A 16549-nucleotide genomic window follows, 5' to 3' on the forward strand; every position below is an offset into this window, starting at 1 on the left:
TTGTCATTTTCGATACGAACAAGATTCGCCCTCTTTTCAAAAAACTCCTGCCGAAAAAGTGCAGGAACTTCTCACCCGTTTGAAGATGAGCTATGATAGAGACAGACTATTGGAGGGATTCACTTATGAAAAAACGGGGGAACAAAATCAACCGTGCACGTAATATAGCGTTACTCCTGATTTTTGGCGGAATCGGTGTCATGTATCTCGGACTTCTCGCCAAATCCATTACTTGGCTCATGATTATTTTTATGCTCCTTGGATTTATCATGGTGCTCGCAAGCTCTGCCCTTTACTTCATCGTCGGGATGGCCTCGACAAAAGCAATCATCGTCACGTGTCCGAACTGTGAGAAAGAGACGAAAATGCTCGGGCGCGTCGACTTATGTATGCATTGTGATGAACCGCTCACAATTGACCGCTCACTTGAAGGTAAAGAGTTTGATGAAAAATATAACAAGCGTCAGTCGCAACAAACTGACTGATACAAAAAACCACATCCGAATATTCGGATGTGGTTTTTAATGTGTTTGTGATTGCTCAGATTGGCAAGACGGGCACGTTCCGTACACTTCAAGGCGGTGACGATCGACTTTGAACCCAGTCAATTGAGATGCGACCGATTCGATTTCATCTAACACTGGATAGTTGAAGTCGACGACTTTTCCACACGTGTCACAAATGATGTGATAGTGTTTCGACGTCACAAAATCAAAGCGACTAGAGGCGTCCCCATAGTTCATCTCTTGAACGAGACCCACTTCTTTAAAGACGCGCAAGTTGTTATATACAGTGGCCACACTCATGTTTGGAAACCGTGCGGCAAGTGCCTTATAAATGTCATCCGCTGTCGGGTGACTGTGCTCCGTGACGAGGTACTCCAAAATGGCCTGGCGCTGAGGCGTCATTCTGACTCCATGTTCCCGGAGCGACTGAACAGCATGGTCAAGCATTTCGCTTCCCACGTCAATCCCTCATTTCTTCTATAAAATTCATGCGAAATAGTTTTGAACATTAACTTATTTCTTACATAGTAATCTTTATAAATAGTGTACTGATTTCTCAACTACTCGTCAAACACTGAGCTTATGCGGTTGACGGCTATGATACAATAAGTGCGAATTTGAATAAGGAGGCAATACATATGACTACTTCATCAAATCGTCAGTCATCCGATGCATTATACCAAGATGCACTCACTCACATCGTCGGAGGTGTCAACAGTCCATCCCGTTCATTTAAAGCGGTCGGTGGCGGCGCCCCTGTTTATATGGAACGAGGCGAAGGTGCCTATTTTTATGATGTAGACGGCAACCGTTACATCGATTATTTGGCGGCATACGGTCCAATCATTACCGGCCATGCCCATCCACACATTCATGAAGCGCTTATGAACGCTTCTTCAAAGGGTTTATTATACGGAACACCTCACCGTCTCGAGGTCGAGTTTGCCAAGAAACTAAAACAAGCCATCCCTTCTATGGATAAGGTACGATTCACCAACTCTGGAACAGAAGCCGTGATGACGACAGTTCGAGTCGCCCGTGCTTATACCGGTCGTGAACTCGTTGTGAAATTCAGCGGTTGCTACCACGGACATTCGGATCTCATGCTGATTGCAGCAGGTAGTGGTCCAGCAACACTCGGTTCTCCAGACTCAGCAGGTGTGACAAAAGCCACAGCTAAAGAAGTCATCACCGTCCCATTCAACGACATCGAAGCGTATCGCGAGATGATGAAGGAATGGGGAGACCAGGTCGCATGTGTTCTCGTCGAGCCGATTGTCGGGAACTTCGGAATCGTAGAACCGAAGCCAGGTTTCCTCCAGGCTGTTAATGACATCACGCACGAACATGGCGCTCTCGTCATCTATGATGAAGTCATCACAGCATTCCGCTTCACATATGGAAGTGCCCAACAAGTATACGGAATCGAACCGGATATGACGGCACTTGGGAAGATTATTGGTGGTGGTCTACCAATTGGCGCTTATGGCGGAAAAGCCGAAATCATGGAGACGGTCGCACCACTCGGACCTGCGTATCAAGCCGGCACAATGGCAGGAAACCCGGCCTCGATGGCGACAGGAATCGCGTGTCTCGAGGTACTTGAACAACCTGGCGTTTATGAAAAGTTAGACAAGCTCGGTGCACGACTTGAGGCAGGGATCCGTGAAGCGGCAGAGAAACATGACGTGACCATCACGCTCAACCGTTTGAAGGGAGCGCTCACGGTATACTTCACGGATGAAATCGTCACTGATTATGAGGGTGCTGAAAAATCGGACGGTGAGAAGTTCGGACGCTTCTTCAAGTTGATGCTTGAAAACGGCGTGAACTTGGCCCCATCGAAATATGAGGCATGGTTCCTCACAACAGAACATACGGAACAAGATATCGACGAGACAATCGAAGCGGTCAACCGCTCGTTTGCACAGTTGTGAGAAAGAGATGCGTGAGCATCTCTTTTTTATTGCCTAAAAGGGGACACCTTCACCAAAAGTGTCTCTTTTTATTGAGTACCGTCTCCCATTACAGTAGAACCAAGGAGGTGCTCATAATATGAAATTCAAGAATTTTCCATTAAACGTCCGTTTGCGACTCGTTTGTGGATTTTGCATTCGAATCGTCGGCTCTGCCATTTTCCCATTCATGGCGCTCTACTTTTCAGAAGAACTTGGCAAAGTGCCCGCTGGAATTATCATGACGTCATTCGTGATCGTCGGCTACTTGACCGGCCTATTCGGTGGGTACTTCTCCGATCGTTTCAATCGGAAAGTTATCTTACAAATTGGTCAGGTGATTCAAATCATCTGTTTTCTTGGTATGACCGTCGCCATTCACCCATCGAACAACTGGGCACTCGTCGTTGCCATCCTTTACTTCGGGCATGCCGTGTCGAACGGATTGAACTATCCGGCACTCGAGGCGATTGTCATCGATTCCATGGAAGAGTCGAATCGAAAAGCCATCTATGTATATGACTATTGGCTCGTCAATTTGGCCATCGCAGGAGGCGTCATGCTTGGAGGTGCCTTTTATCGAGACCATCGCTTCGCTCTCTTCATCGGCATGACAATCGTTCTTACAATCACGACGATTGTACTTCAACGTTATTTGGTCGATACGTATACTGGGAACCGTTCGACTCCGTCAAATCCGATTCACGGGGTCATCGAAAACTATAAAATCGCGTTGCGCGATCGTCGTTGGATCACCTTCGTCCTCGGAAGTATGCTCGTCTTTTCGACCGAGTTTCATATGGCGAATTACATCGGTGTCCATTTAGCCGAGTCATTTGAAAGTCGACAAATTTTCGGAATACCATTTGACGGAGTACGCATGATGGCTTTTATGCAACTTGAAAACACGTTGCTCGTCGTCGCCATCACGTTCGCCGTCACCGCATTCGTCAAGCGGTTTAAAGAGAAAGCCGTCTTCTTCGTCGGATTATCGTTGTACGTGACGGCCTATGCCGCCATCACATCAATGAATTCCTTCATCGTTCTCGCCGCACTTGCGATCATCTTTACGCTTGGTGAACTTCTTTACTCTCCGATTCGACAAGTGAAACAAGTCGATTTGCTCGACCCTGAGCGACGCGCTTCTTATCTTGCATTCGGTGGCCTGACGTTCCATGGTGCCAAACTCGTCGCGGCAGCCGGTATCGTCGTCGGTGCGTTCATCGGTCCTATCTTCATGAGCGGGTATATCTTTATCTTTGGTGCCCTCGGTGCTTACTTGTATTATGTATCGCTATATAAGATGCAACCCGCTCGCCAACTCGCGGCTTGACGTTTAACATGAAGACAAAACGGTAAAACAGTACGATGAAGGAGGCGAAGCACTTGCCTGCGATTGTGTTATTCGATGGAGACTGTAACTTTTGCGATGCCAGTGTCCAGTTCATTATTCGTCACGACCGACATGCCTCGATTCACTTTGCATCGCTCCAAAGCGAAGTCGGTCATTCGTATCGAGCACGACACCGAATCCCAGAAGCAGTCGACAGTATCGTCTACATTGAAGAAGGTGTTCCTTACTTGAAATCAGACGCAGCGATTCGGATTGCCGAGCACCTTGATGGCCGTTGGCGCCTGCTCCGATTCATCCGATTCGTACCCAAATGGATTCGTGATCGCGGATATGATCTCTTCGCCAAACATCGAACACGTCTATTCGGGAAGAAGGAAGTGTGCACGCTCCCTTCCCCCGATGTGCGTAAACGATTTTTAGACCACTAAAAAAGTCGAGCCCTATACGGACTCGACTTTTTCGTTATTCAACTACGGCTAAATCTTGAATCATATACAAATCATAATAGGCACCACGACGACGCATCAGTTCTTCGTGTGTTCCTGTCTCCATGATTTGTCCGTTCTCGACAACGACGATTTGATCGGCGTCGGTGATCGTCGACAAGCGATGGGCAACGATTAACGTCGTCCGCCCTTTCGTCAGACGAGCAAGCGAGTCTTGAATCATCGCTTCACTCTCTAAGTCGAGCGCACTCGTCGCCTCATCTAGAATCAAAATCGGAGGGTTCTTCAAGAACACACGCGCGATTGCAAGTCGTTGCTTTTGTCCCCCGGAGAGCTTGACACCTTTCTCCCCGACCGGTGTCGCATATCCGTCTTGCAGTTTCGAGATAAACTCATGGGCGTTAGCCGCCTTCGCCGCTGCGATGACTTCTTCATCCGTCGCATCCGGATTCCCCATGCGGATGTTCATCGCGACCGATTCACTGAAGAGGACGGAGTCCTGCATAACCATTCCAATCTGGTCACGGAGCGCACGCAATTTGAAATCACGTACATCGACCCCGTCGATTTTGATACTTCCATCCGTCACGTCATAGAAGCGTGGAATCAGACTGACCAGTGTGGACTTTCCGCCACCGGACATCCCGACGAATGCTACGCGTTCCCCAGAACGAATTTGAAGGTTCACATCGTTCAATGCTCGTGTTCCGTCTTGCTCATATGAAAAGCTCACATGCTCAAGATCGATTTTACCCGCTGTCGACAGTGGGACGAATCCGTTCGGTTTCTCCTCGATATCATATGTCTCATCCAAGAATTCAAAGACACGGTCCATCGAAGCGACCGACTGCGTGAGTGTCGTCGCCGAGTTGACGAGACGTCCGAGCGGCGCATAGAGACGGTCAATATAAGCAATGAACGCAACGAGCGTACCGAGCGTTACCTGTTCTTGAATAACGAGCCACGACGCCGTTGTGAAGATGAGGATCGGCGCGATATCAGTGATGGTTGAAACGACGACATACGTTTTGGCGTTCCAACTCGTATGTTTAAGCGCCGCATTCAAGAAACCGCCGTTCTGTTGTTCGAATGCCTTGTTTTCATAAGGCTCTAGCGCAAAACTCCGAATGACCGCCATCCCGTTCACACGTTCCGTCAAATGCCCCTGCAAATCAGCGAGCGCTGCCGAGCGTTCACGCGTCAAACGACGCAACCGTCCATAGAAATAACGGACCGCAAATGCATAAAACGGAAGTGGTAAGATGGCAATCAGTGTGAGTTGTGGATCAATCGTGTACATGATTCCAATAGCGATGAAAATCGTAATCATATCGAGCCAAATATTCATCAAGCCGGTGATGACGAAGTCTTTCGTCTGTTCGACGTCGTTGATGATCCGCGAAATGATTTGCCCCGTCTTATTGTTTGAATAAAAGCGAAGCGACAACTTCTGGACGTGATCGAACAGTCTGTTCCGCACATCGAACAAGACACGGGTCGCGGCCCACTGTGCCAAATATTGACGCAAGTATTCAATTGGTGGCTTGAAAACTAGGAAGACGAAGAAGACGATACTGAATAACCAGACAAGCGTCGTATAGTCCTGTCTCGGCGCATCGTCACCTAAATAATTATCAATGACATATTTATAAAGTAACGGTAATCCGAGCGGGATGGAAAACTTTAAAATCCCGACGAAAATCGTCAGGGCAATTTGTTTTTTATAAGGCTTAACAAATTGCAGATAACGTTTAATACTACCCATAGTTCCTCCTTCATTAAGAAAAAAAGCGGAGATGAGGAATCATCTCCGGTAACGTGCTTCGTATTCGCGATACCATTCATCGACGAATGTTGGGTTGAACGGCCCTTTCCGTCCTCGAATCCAGTTGATCAGTTCTTGCACGTTCTGCTTCAAGATTCGATCAATCGCTTTCGGATAATTCATCTCGCGACGATGCCGCTCATATTCATCTTCATCTAAAATCGTATACGACATATCCGGGAACACCTTGATGTCCAAATCGTAATCGATGTATTTGATGGCACGTTCATCCCCATCAAATGTAGTCGGCGAACCTAGATTACAGTAGTAGTAAATCCCGTCTTCGCGAATCATACAGATGACATTGAACCAATACTCAGATGAAAAGTAGCAAATTGCCGGCTCACGCGTTCTCCATTGCCGACCGTCTGATTCACTGACCATGATGCGGTCGTTGAATCCGATCATATCCGTTTTTGACGACTGAAGGACGAGCGTTTCTTCCCAAACGCGATGCAAAGTTCCGTTGTGCTTGTAGCTCTGTATCTCGATTTTGCTACCTGCTTTGGGAAATAAGCTCATAAGCTCCTCCTTTCCGCTGTGATGCTATACAATTCTCATATTTAATTATAGCGACTTTCAGAACCAATGAAAAAGGAAATCTCTTATTTTCATGAATTTAGTGTTTTTTGGAAGGCCCGTGCCCGTTCCTGAAACATCGGACGAAGCACGAAATATTCGACGAGTATGTTCGGAACATAGCTATCGAACGTCACTTCGTCAATCATGACCGCCTTTCCGTCACGCGACTCGACTCGGTGCACGTGCGTGAACCGTTTGAACGGAAACGGCAGTGTCTTCCCTTGATCACAGAACGCCCTGTTTCCTGAAATCGTGATGGCACTATTCCAGGGCAATTCTATTGGACCGACCCCTATTAACAACTTCACTTCATTGCCTTCGACCGAGGCACCATCCCCCATTAGACGTACTTTAGGAAACTTTGTCAGCTTCGTCAAAAGCGAAGCATCCTGTAATAGATCCCATAGCGTATCAACCGCCGTATCGTATGTCGACTCTACATCAAATCGTCTCACTTTCACCACCTGCCAATCGTTCTAGTTTTTGTTGAGCCACAGAAACCGTCTTCACCTCGCGCTCTGAGGCGTCTAACCAAACGACATCATCGGTCGGGAGCGTATCGACTCGATATAAATCGATATACCAAACGATATGGGAGAAGACGTGTTTCACTTGCCCGAGATAAGTTCCGTTTACCTGTTCCCCCGTTCCTCGTTCGGTAAGCGGATATTGCCACATCCCAGCGAGCAGTCCTTTTTCTGGTCGTTGTTCATAGGCGACTTTCCCATCTTTTTCGATACATAGCGCGTCATACATTTCGACACGTGCCGCTCCTTTTTTCGTTTTCACCGGCAGCTCATCTTGAACGTGGTGGGCATACGCATAACAGGTGTCTTGGACCGGACAAAGCGAGCACATCGGATTTTTCGGTGTACAGACCGTCGCCCCTAACTCCATGACGCCCTCATTAAAATCGGACGCATATGTCGGGTTCATCAAACGACGAACGACTTGTTCAAACAGTTTACGCGTCTTCGGTACGGCGATATCGTCATAGATCCCGAATTGTCGCGACATGACGCGCATGACGTTCCCATCGACTGCTGGTTCCGGTTGGTTGTAAGCAATCGACAACACCGCTCCCGTCGTATAAGGGCCGACTCCCTTCAATTTTTCGAAACGTTCCTTCTCTTCGGGGACGATGCCATCATAAACAGAAGCGACTTCTTTGACTGCCTCGTGTAAGTTTCGGATGCGTGAGTAATACCCGAGACCTTCCCAATATTTAACGACTTCGTCTATTTCAGCAGAAGCGAGCGCTTCAAGTGTCGGGAAGCGTTCCATGAAACGGTTGTAATACGGAATGACCGTATCGACTCTCGTCTGTTGTAACATGACCTCACTCACCCAAACACGATATGGATTTTTCGCATGACGCCAAGGTAAATCACGCTTTTCACGATTGAACCATGTGACCAATTCCTCATTGAATTGATGAATATTATAATTTGTGAACAATTTATCAAGATTAAGCATTGTGTTTCCCCTCGTTTTAAAAATATTGTATGATAAATAAGAATAGATGACGTTATATTGTGTTTATTGATGGAGGTGCTGAAGCACATTGGATACTGCGACACACATTGGTATGGGACTTGGTTTAAGTGCCATCGCGACGCTCAGCCCGGAAGTGTCAGGTGATGCACAGATGTTTCTGGCCATGACAGCCACGGCTCTCGTCGGCTCGCATGCCCCAGACTTCGACACCGTCTTTAAGTTAAAAGGAAATAGTACGTATTTACGCCAACATCGCGGTCGTTCACATGGAATCACCGCACTGCTTGCTTGGCCGATTATCGTCAGTGCCGTCATCGGTACGGTGCTTGGCGTCAATCCCGCCTCCCTATGGGTAATGGCACAAATCGCTGTGTTGTTACACGTCACGGTCGACTTGTTCAACGCTTACGGGACGCAAGCACTACAGCCATTTTCGAAAAAATGGATCGGCTGGGGTGTCATCGGAACGTTTGATCCGTACTTGTTCTCTGCTTATTACGGTGCATATGCATTATGGATGATTACCGGTGCGACTGTCCCTATTTTTGCATTGCTCATTGCGCTTGTCATTAGTTACTATGCAATTCAGTTTAAATTGCGTAACCGTGCGCTCGCTACTGTAGCAAGACACTTTGCAGGTGCACATGAATTATTCATCTCACCAGGAATCGGTTGGGATGATTGGCACGTCGCCGTCCGTTTCCGCGATGGTCTCGGAGCCGTGAAAGTGAAAAAAGGGAAAGTTATCGAGTGTGGTCGTTTCCGCGACAAACCGATGCCTGGGGAAGAAGATCTGCATTTCGTCGAAGCTCGAAAAAATGCTGATCTGCAGGCGTTCCTCGAGTTTTCAAAAATTCACACATATACCGTGACACGCCATAACGGCATGATCGAGTACCGTTTCACGAATCTACGTTATTTCTCGAAAAATATGTATCCGTTCGTTGCTGTCGTCATCGTAGACGAACAGTCGAACGAAGTATTGTCTTCCTTTACTGGTTGGGTATTCAGTGAAGACAGCCTTCAGAAAAAACTAGTATACGAACAATAAAAAGTCGCTCAGATGAGCGACTTTTCTTATGCTTCAGCTTCAGTGAACTGCAGCTCGAACTCAAATTTGACTTTCTTATCGACGAGGACACCTCCCGCTTCGAGCGCTTGGTTCCATGTCAATCCATAATCTTCTCGGTTGAGAGAACCTTCCCCGGAGAACGCGTGTTTCATGTTCCCCCATGGATCTTTTGCACTTCCCTCATACTCGACTTCGAACGTTTCTTCCCTTGTCGTTCCTCGAATCGTCAAATCCCCTGTCAACTCAAACTCACCGCCGCCTTTCGAGCGGAATGATGTCGATTGAAACACGATATGTGGATATTCTTCTGCATTGAAGAAGTCTCCTGAACGAAGGTGATTGTCTCGATCCGAATTGTTTGTATCCACGGATGCTGCCTGAATCGTAACTTTTACACTCGCATTTGCCAAGTCGTTCGGGTCTCCGTTCGCTTCTATATCAAACTCTTTAAATTCGCCTTTTACCTTTGAAATCATCATATGTTTAACGGTAAAGGTGATGGAACTGTGCGCCGGGTCAACTTGATATGTCTTTGCCATGTTAGTTCACTCCTTATAGGTAATTGAATGATGTACACAATGTACTGATTACCAAAAACCTTGACTTCAAAACGTTTTTACAAAAGATTGACAAATTATTGTCGAAAAATTTTGACTTTTATCACAACATACCGTTACGATAAAAAAAGGGAGTCGTTCGCTTACCTAAAAATGTAAGCGCATACATAACTCCTCTATCTCGTATGAAAAGGGAGGAACGAACATGATTTATGAAGTACCGAACTCAGCAGGAACGAAAGTACAGTTTAAGGACCGTTACGAGAACTTTATTAACGGAAAGTGGACCGCACCGGCTGGTGGGGAATACTTTGAAAACACATCTCCTGTAAATGGGAAAGTATTATGTGAAGTCGCCCGCTCAACGAAAGAGGATATTGAACTCGCATTGGACGCTGCGCATGCAGCAAAAGAGGATTGGGGCAAAACGTCCGTCGCGGAACGTTCTGTCATCTTGAATAAAATTGCTGATCGCATGGAAGAGAATCTCGAGATGCTCGCATATGCAGAAACATGGGAGAATGGTAAAGCAGTTCGGGAAACGCTCAATGCCGACCTTCCGCTCGCCATTGATCACTTCCGTTACTTCGCCGGTGTGATTCGTTCACAGGAAGGCGGAATCAGTGAACTCGACAACGATACAGTCGCCTATCACTTCCATGAACCGCTCGGCGTCGTCGCTCAAATCATTCCGTGGAACTTCCCAATCTTGATGGCGGTATGGAAACTTGCTCCGGCACTCGCAGCTGGAAACTGTGTCGTCTTAAAACCAGCCGAACAAACACCTTCTTCGATCATGGTCCTCATGGAACTCATTGAAGACTTATTGCCACCCGGTGTCGTCAACATCGTAAACGGTTTCGGTCTTGAGGCAGGTAAACCGCTCGCATCGAGTGATCGTGTCGATAAAGTCGCCTTCACAGGAGAAACGACGACGGGACGCTTAATCATGCAGTACGCTTCACAAAACATCATCCCGGTCACACTCGAGCTTGGTGGGAAATCTCCGAACATCTTCTTCGCAGATATCATGGAAGCCGATGATGATTTCTTCGATAAAGCGATTGAAGGCCTCGTCATGTTCGCCTTAAACCAAGGTGAAGTGTGTACGTGTCCGTCTCGTGCATTGATCCAAGAATCCATCTATGACAAATTCATGGAGCGTGTGCTCGAGCGCGTCAAAGCAATTAAACTCGGCAATCCGCTCGATTCGGACGTCATGATGGGTGCACAAGCATCGAACGAACAAATGGAGAAAATCCTCTCTTACCTTGAAATCGGGAAAGAAGAAGGTGCAGAATGTCTCATCGGTGGAGAACGCAACATGATGGATGGAGACCTCGCGGATGGATATTACATTCAACCGACCATCTTCAAAGGTCATAACAAAATGCGCATCTTCCAAGAAGAGATTTTCGGACCGGTCTTATCGGTGACGACGTTCAAAGATGATGCGGAAGCACTCGCCATCGCGAACGATACGCTCTACGGACTTGGGGCAGGCGTGTGGACACGTGACATGAACCGTGCCTACCGGTTCGGTCGTGAAATCCAAGCAGGTCGCGTCTGGATCAACTGCTACCATTCATACCCGGCACATGCTGCTTTCGGTGGGTATAAAATGTCTGGGATTGGTCGCGAGAACCATAAGATGATGCTTAGCCATTATCAACGGACGAAAAACATGCTCGTCAGCTACAGCGAACAGAAGCTCGGGTTCTTCTAAGATGGTGAAACGAGTCGAGGCCACCCCCGCCGCGCTCGAACTGATCGAACGTCTAAAATCGAAACATGGCCCACTTCTATTTCATCAATCGGGAGGATGTTGTGATGGAAGTTCACCCATGTGCTTTCCACGCGACGAGTTCATGGTGGGCGATCACGATGTGCTCCTTGGTGAAATCGGAGACACCCCATTCTATATCCACGAGAAACAATATGATTATTGGAAGCATACACAACTCATTATCGATGTGGTCGATGGTCGAGGTGGTATGTTTTCCCTCGAGGGTGTCGAAGGGAAACGATTTTTAGGACGTTCTCGAGTCTTTACAGAAGAAGAGCGTGACGCGTTAAAACATGAAGCATGACAGAAAGGACCCATTCCGATGGGTCCTTTCTCATTTCAAAAAAACGATTCTCCTCAATTGTAAAAAATATACATATATGATTGATTTCTTATGTATAGTGGAGAAAAAGGGAGGCATTCGATGACTACATTACTCACCGAATTATTAGAGAATATATTTGTGACGTTGCTTGTGATCTTCACCCCGATTTTTCTCGTACTCGCATCCATCATCGTCTATAAGGTTAGACGCTACAAACGAAGTCAATACTATGAACAGACACGGCATTCATATGTCAAAGTCGTTCAAGATACAGGCCTTTATGGTGAATATTTGTGTGTGGCAGACATCGAGTCAACATTCTCTCAACCGCTCATATTGACGAATCTTTATTTGCCTCATCCCTCAAAGAAAGATCGAACAACAGAAATTGATGTCGTCTTCATCAATCAGGCTGGAATCCATGTCATTGAATCCAAAAATTATAGCGGATGGATTTTTGGGCGTGCACGTGACCAATACTGGACGCAGACACTTCCCCGTCGTAGAAAACATCGCTTCTTCAACCCAATCAAACAAAATGAATTACACCTGAAAGCCATTGAGCAAGTTCTCGGACTCGACCGAACACATCTCCATTCATGGATTGTATTCAGCAATCGATCTACACTGAAACAAATTGAGTCATCAGACGTTCCCGTTTTGAATCGTCAACAATGGGCTAAACAGTTGACCACCTACCAAGATTTCGTCTTCGACCAAGATGAACAAATACAATTATATGAGACCTTATTATCTTTCACACAAGTCGACGCAGCTATCATGATGAAACATGTCGAGGACATCGAATCAGCTTATAAGCGGTAAAAAAACATCCCCCACTCGTAATGAGTGAGGGATGTCTTGTCATTTACTCTGCATTTTAAAGCGCAAATACAATTCGTTATAGTAAGCGTTCATCCGCTTCCCTAAGTTTTCATACACTTCAAGTTCTTGCGTCACGTCGCGAGATGGGTAGAACCGCTCATCTGATGTGACTTCTTCATCTAAAAATTCGAGTGCCGCTTCGTTCGGAGTCGAATAGCCGACGTAGTCCGTATTACGGGCTGCAATCTCGGCATCTAGCATGAAGTCGATGAATTGATGCGCACCGTCCACATTTTGTGCCGTACTCGGGATCACGAGGTTATCGAACCAAAGATTCGTCCCCTCTTCTGGAATGACATACGTCAGTTCTTCATTTTCGTACATGATTTCCGATGCATCTCCAGACCACACGACAGCCGCTGCTGCTTCACGGTTTGCCATCAACATTTTAATCTCATCCCCGACGATCGCTTTGATGTTCGGCCAAAGCGTTTCTAACTTTTGTTCCGCTTCAATCAACTCATCTTTGTTCGTCGTATTGAGCGAATAGCCGAGCGAGTTCAAGCCGAAGCCCATCACTTCTCGTGTTCCGTCTGCAAGAAGGATGTCATTTTCAAGCGGCATCTCCCACAAGTCGTTCCACGATGTGATTTCACCATCGACCATTTCGGGATTATAGACAATCCCGACCGTTCCCCAGAAGTAAGGAACCGAGTACTTGTTACCTGGGTCGAACGATTTGTCGAGAAAGCGTGGATCGATGTTATCGAAATTCTCAAGCTTCTCGTAGTCGATTGGAAGCAACAAATCCTCTTCAATCATTTTACTAATCGCATAGTCTGACGGGACGGCTACATCGAACGCCGTACCCCCTTGCTCAATTTTCGTGAGCATCGCCTCGTTCGAATCGAACGTCTGATAGACAACTTTTAGTCCACTCTGTTCTTCGAACTCACCGATCAAATCCTCATCGATATAGTCTCCCCAGTTATAGACGACAAGCGTATTGTCGCCACCAAACCCTTGCGCAGCGTTCAATTGCTGAATCCAAAGAAGGAGACCGAAGCTGACAATCACCGGAACAGCCAGCATGATGATTAATTTTTTCATCGTCTAACCTCCTTTGCTCCTCGTTGCGCCAACACATAATATCCAATGACAAGGATGAGGGTGAAGACGAACAAAATCGCAGATAACGCATTGATTTCAAGCGAGATTCCTTGACGAGCCCGCGAGTAGACTTCTACTGCAAGTGTCGTGAACCCGTTCCCTGTCACGAAGAACGTGACCGCAAAGTCATCTAACGAATACGTGAGTGCTGTGAAGAATCCGGCGAACACACCTGGTGTGATATAAGGGAGAATGACTTTCGTCAACACATCCCATGTACTAGCACCTAAATCACGTGACGCATCGATCAACGTCGGACTCATCTCTTGAAGTTTCGGCAACACCAAGATGACGACAATCGGAACCGAGAACGCAATGTGCGACAAGAGAACCGAATAGAAGCCTAACTGAATCCCGAGCATCGTGAAGAGAATCAAGAATGATGCTCCGATGATAACGTCCGGACTAACAATCAAGACGTTGTTCAAAGACAAGAGGGATGTCTTTGTATACTTTTGTTTCGCCGTATAGATGGCGAGTGCCCCAATAACACCAAGCACGGTCGAAATCGTCGCCGATAGTAGGGCGATGACGATTGTGTTCAAGACGATGACGAGAAGTCTCGTGTCCGTGAAGAGTGACTTATACCACTCAAGGGTGAATCCTTCAAAGTTACTCATCGTCCCGCCACTGTTGAACGAGTAAAAGACCAGGTATAGGATTGGCGCGTATAAAATGAAGAACACGGCCGCCAAGTATAGGTTTGATAGTTTGAATCGTTTACGTTTCATCGACGGACCGCTCCTTTCGCACCCCAGTCACGCGTGATGACCATGACGAGAACCATCGCCAAGATCAAGAAGACGGCAATCGTAGATCCCATCCCCCAGTTTTGCGTAACGAGGAATTGTTGTTCAATCGCCGTACCGAGCGTGATGACACGGTTTCCTGCGATCAGGCGTGTGATCATGAAGAGTGACAACGCCGGAATAAAGACAATTTGAATCCCTGACTTGACGCCGTCAAGCGTCAACGGGAAGATGACACGTCGGAACGTCGTCCAGTTCGATGCACCTAAGTCGCGTGATGCATAGACGAGAGATGGTGGTAATTTTTCAATCGCGTTGTAGATTGGCAAAATCATGAACGGAATGAAAATGTATACCGAGACGAAGACGAAACTGAAGTCCGTGAAAAGAATCTGCTTTGTTCCAATCCCAATCGCCTCTAAAAACTGATTCGTGATGCCGTACGTTCCAAAAATCCCGAGGAACGCGTACGCTTTTAATAGCAAGTTAATCCATGACGGAAGCAAGATGAGCAAGAGCCAAAGCTGTTTATGCTTCGTCTTCGTCAACAAATACGCCGTCGGGTACCCGACGAGTAGCGAGAAGAACGTAATCAGGAACGCGTACCAAAATGATGATAACGTCATCGACAAGTACGTCGAAGAGAAGAACGTCTGATAGTTCTCTAAACTCAAGTTCCCGTCGATATCAAAAAACGAGTAATAGACGACGAGGACGAGTGGCGCGACGACGAATAAGGCAATCCAAATCCAATATGTCGTCAAATATACCGTCTTTGCGGTCTGGTTAGTTTGATTCATGAGGGACCTCCTCATAGGATTCGAGACGACGGTCGAACTCTTCTTCTGTCTCTCCTAATCGCATGACGTGAATCGCTTCCTCGTCAAACGTCAATCCGATTTTTGATCCGACGGTCGACTTCTTCGTCGAGTGAACGAGCCACTCGTTCCCTTCTTGGTCGTAACAGCAAATCTCATAGTGAACGCCGCGGAACAGTTGTGAATCAACATCGACAATCAGTTTCGCAGAATCGATGGATGTCATCTCCAAGTCTTCCGGACGAATGATAACCTCGACTTTTTCGTTACGGTCAAACCCTTGGTCGACGCAATCGAACGTTTTGCCAGCGAACGTGACGACATTGTCTTCTGGCATGACACCCGGTACGATATTCGATTCTCCGATGAAGTCCGCGACGAAGCGGTTAATCGGTTCGTCGTAAATATCAGTCGGCGTCCCACTCTGAACAATCTTCCCGTTGTTCATGACGAAAATCTCATCGGACATCGCGAGCGCCTCTTCTTGGTCGTGTGTGACGAAGATGAAGGTGATGCCGAGACGTTGTTGCAACTCACGTAATTCATATTGCATTTCTGTACGAAGTTTCAAATCTAAGGCAGACAACGGTTCATCGAGGAGGATGACCTCTGGCTCGTTCACGATTGCGCGGGCGATCGCGACACGTTGACGTTGTCCACCTGACATCTCATCGATTTCGCGCGAGCCGTATCCTTCTAAGTTAACAAACTTGAGAGCCTGCTCCACTTTTGCTTTGATGTCTGCTTCTTTTAACTTTTTAATACGAAGACCGAACGCGACATTTTCAAATACGTTCAAATGAGGAAACAGCGCATAATCTTGAAACACGGTGTTTACTTGTCGTTTGTTGGCGGGTACATCGTTGATTCGCTTCCCACTGAAGTGAAGATCACCTTCAGTCGCGTCGGTAAATCCAGCGATGAGACGTAGGATTGTCGTCTTCCCACATCCCGATGGACCGAGAAGCGTATAAAACTTCCCACGCTCAATCTCAAAACTGATATCTTCTAGGACGACGGTGTCGTCGTAACGCTTTGACACGTGGTCAAAACGAATAATTGTCTCTGCATTCATGCTGTTT

At 47.0% G+C, this 16549-nt stretch carries 19 protein-coding genes (1 of these 19 running past the window's edge); 8 read left to right on the forward strand and 11 right to left on the reverse strand.

Annotated elements, in window-relative coordinates:
• On the reverse strand, positions 1-22 hold the beginning of the coding sequence (locus AC5LIL_RS11290; RefSeq protein ID WP_251125700.1) for a nucleotidyltransferase-like protein. It extends 917 nt beyond the left edge of the window; only the first 22 of its 939 coding nucleotides appear in the window; the start codon lies at positions 20-22; its stop codon lies beyond the left edge, outside the window.
• Positions 23-125: 103 nt separating this feature from the next.
• Between AC5LIL_RS11290 and AC5LIL_RS11295 the strand changes: the two genes are divergently transcribed.
• Complete coding sequence (locus AC5LIL_RS11295; protein ID WP_015880902.1) at positions 126-485, forward strand: YgzB family protein; 360 nt, start codon at positions 126-128, stop codon at positions 483-485.
• A 36-nt stretch (positions 486-521) separates the two neighbouring features.
• Here AC5LIL_RS11295 and perR read toward each other — a convergent pair whose 3' ends face one another.
• Positions 522-953 carry a peroxide-responsive transcriptional repressor PerR gene (gene perR / locus AC5LIL_RS11300; RefSeq protein WP_031421138.1) on the reverse strand — a complete coding sequence of 144 codons (432 nt, stop codon included), beginning with the start codon at positions 951-953 and terminating at the stop codon, positions 522-524.
• 191 nt (positions 954-1144) lie between these two features.
• Here perR and AC5LIL_RS11305 point away from each other — a divergent pair, with 191 nt between their 5' ends.
• The 3 genes from AC5LIL_RS11305 to AC5LIL_RS11315 all read left to right on the forward strand — a co-directional run bounded on the left by AC5LIL_RS11305 (position 1145) and on the right by AC5LIL_RS11315 (position 4243).
• A complete protein-coding gene (locus AC5LIL_RS11305) occupies positions 1145-2443 on the forward strand; it encodes a glutamate-1-semialdehyde 2,1-aminomutase (protein ID WP_214697372.1) in 1299 nt (432 codons plus the stop codon).
• A 118-nt stretch (positions 2444-2561) separates the two neighbouring features.
• Complete coding sequence (locus AC5LIL_RS11310; protein ID WP_499824161.1) at positions 2562-3794, forward strand: MFS transporter; 1233 nt, start codon at positions 2562-2564, stop codon at positions 3792-3794.
• Positions 3795-3847: 53 nt separating this feature from the next.
• Positions 3848-4243 carry a thiol-disulfide oxidoreductase DCC family protein gene (locus AC5LIL_RS11315; RefSeq protein WP_214696299.1) on the forward strand — a complete coding sequence of 132 codons (396 nt, stop codon included), beginning with the start codon at positions 3848-3850 and terminating at the stop codon, positions 4241-4243.
• A 34-nt stretch (positions 4244-4277) separates the two neighbouring features.
• Here AC5LIL_RS11315 and AC5LIL_RS11320 read toward each other — a convergent pair whose 3' ends face one another.
• The 4 genes from AC5LIL_RS11320 to mutY form a co-directional block, all read right to left on the reverse strand.
• Entirely contained in the window at positions 4278-6026 is a 1749-nt protein-coding gene (locus AC5LIL_RS11320; RefSeq protein ID WP_499824162.1) for an ABC transporter ATP-binding protein, read from the reverse strand.
• A 39-nt stretch (positions 6027-6065) separates the two neighbouring features.
• On the reverse strand, positions 6066-6608 hold the full coding sequence (gene ntdP / locus AC5LIL_RS11325; RefSeq protein ID WP_015880896.1) for a nucleoside tri-diphosphate phosphatase: 543 nt from the start codon (positions 6606-6608) through the stop codon (positions 6066-6068).
• 89 nt (positions 6609-6697) lie between these two features.
• Positions 6698-7123 carry a hypothetical protein gene (locus tag AC5LIL_RS11330; protein ID WP_339963449.1) on the reverse strand — a complete coding sequence of 142 codons (426 nt, stop codon included), beginning with the start codon at positions 7121-7123 and terminating at the stop codon, positions 6698-6700.
• Entirely contained in the window at positions 7110-8144 is a 1035-nt protein-coding gene (gene mutY / locus AC5LIL_RS11335) for an A/G-specific adenine glycosylase (protein WP_499824163.1), read from the reverse strand. The genes AC5LIL_RS11330 and mutY overlap by 14 nt, the downstream gene beginning before the upstream one ends.
• Positions 8145-8232: 88 nt before the next feature.
• On the opposite strand from mutY, the gene AC5LIL_RS11340 reads away from it, so the two are divergent.
• The gene (locus tag AC5LIL_RS11340) at positions 8233-9216 is read left to right on the forward strand and encodes a metal-dependent hydrolase (protein ID WP_026826711.1); all 984 of its coding nucleotides are present in this window, start codon (positions 8233-8235) and stop codon (positions 9214-9216) included.
• A 26-nt stretch (positions 9217-9242) separates the two neighbouring features.
• On the opposite strand, the gene AC5LIL_RS11345 is transcribed toward AC5LIL_RS11340, so the two are convergent.
• Positions 9243-9776: a YceI family protein gene (locus AC5LIL_RS11345; RefSeq protein ID WP_214696307.1), complete on the reverse strand. Its 534-nt coding sequence runs from the start codon at positions 9774-9776 to the stop codon at positions 9243-9245.
• Between the two features lie 223 nt (positions 9777-9999).
• On the opposite strand from AC5LIL_RS11345, the gene adh reads away from it, so the two are divergent.
• The 3 genes from adh to AC5LIL_RS11360 all read left to right on the forward strand — a co-directional run bounded on the left by adh (position 10000) and on the right by AC5LIL_RS11360 (position 12730).
• Positions 10000-11520: an aldehyde dehydrogenase gene (gene adh / locus AC5LIL_RS11350; protein WP_214761149.1), complete on the forward strand. Its 1521-nt coding sequence runs from the start codon at positions 10000-10002 to the stop codon at positions 11518-11520.
• 1 nt (position 11521) lies between these two features.
• On the forward strand, positions 11522-11884 hold the full coding sequence (locus AC5LIL_RS11355) for a DUF779 domain-containing protein (protein ID WP_214747124.1): 363 nt from the start codon (positions 11522-11524) through the stop codon (positions 11882-11884).
• 120 nt (positions 11885-12004) lie between these two features.
• Positions 12005-12730, forward strand: coding sequence for a nuclease-related domain-containing protein (locus AC5LIL_RS11360; protein ID WP_224863232.1), 726 nt, complete (start codon positions 12005-12007; stop codon positions 12728-12730).
• 39 nt (positions 12731-12769) lie between these two features.
• Here AC5LIL_RS11360 and AC5LIL_RS11365 read toward each other — a convergent pair whose 3' ends face one another.
• From AC5LIL_RS11365 to AC5LIL_RS11380, 4 genes are read right to left on the reverse strand one after another with little or no spacing between them, the layout of a single operon-like run.
• Positions 12770-13840, reverse strand: coding sequence for an ABC transporter substrate-binding protein (locus AC5LIL_RS11365; protein ID WP_499824164.1), 1071 nt, complete (start codon positions 13838-13840; stop codon positions 12770-12772).
• Entirely contained in the window at positions 13837-14631 is a 795-nt protein-coding gene (locus AC5LIL_RS11370; protein WP_074033109.1) for an ABC transporter permease, read from the reverse strand. Before AC5LIL_RS11370 ends, AC5LIL_RS11365 begins: the two co-directional genes overlap by 4 nt.
• Positions 14628-15449: an ABC transporter permease gene (locus AC5LIL_RS11375; RefSeq protein ID WP_074033108.1), complete on the reverse strand. Its 822-nt coding sequence runs from the start codon at positions 15447-15449 to the stop codon at positions 14628-14630. The genes AC5LIL_RS11370 and AC5LIL_RS11375 overlap by 4 nt, the downstream gene beginning before the upstream one ends.
• Positions 15436-16542, reverse strand: coding sequence for an ABC transporter ATP-binding protein (locus tag AC5LIL_RS11380; RefSeq protein ID WP_214696317.1), 1107 nt, complete (start codon positions 16540-16542; stop codon positions 15436-15438). The genes AC5LIL_RS11375 and AC5LIL_RS11380 overlap by 14 nt, the downstream gene beginning before the upstream one ends.
• Positions 16543-16549: the final 7 nt, after the last annotated feature.

Source organism: Exiguobacterium sp. RM11 (assembly GCF_059821525.1).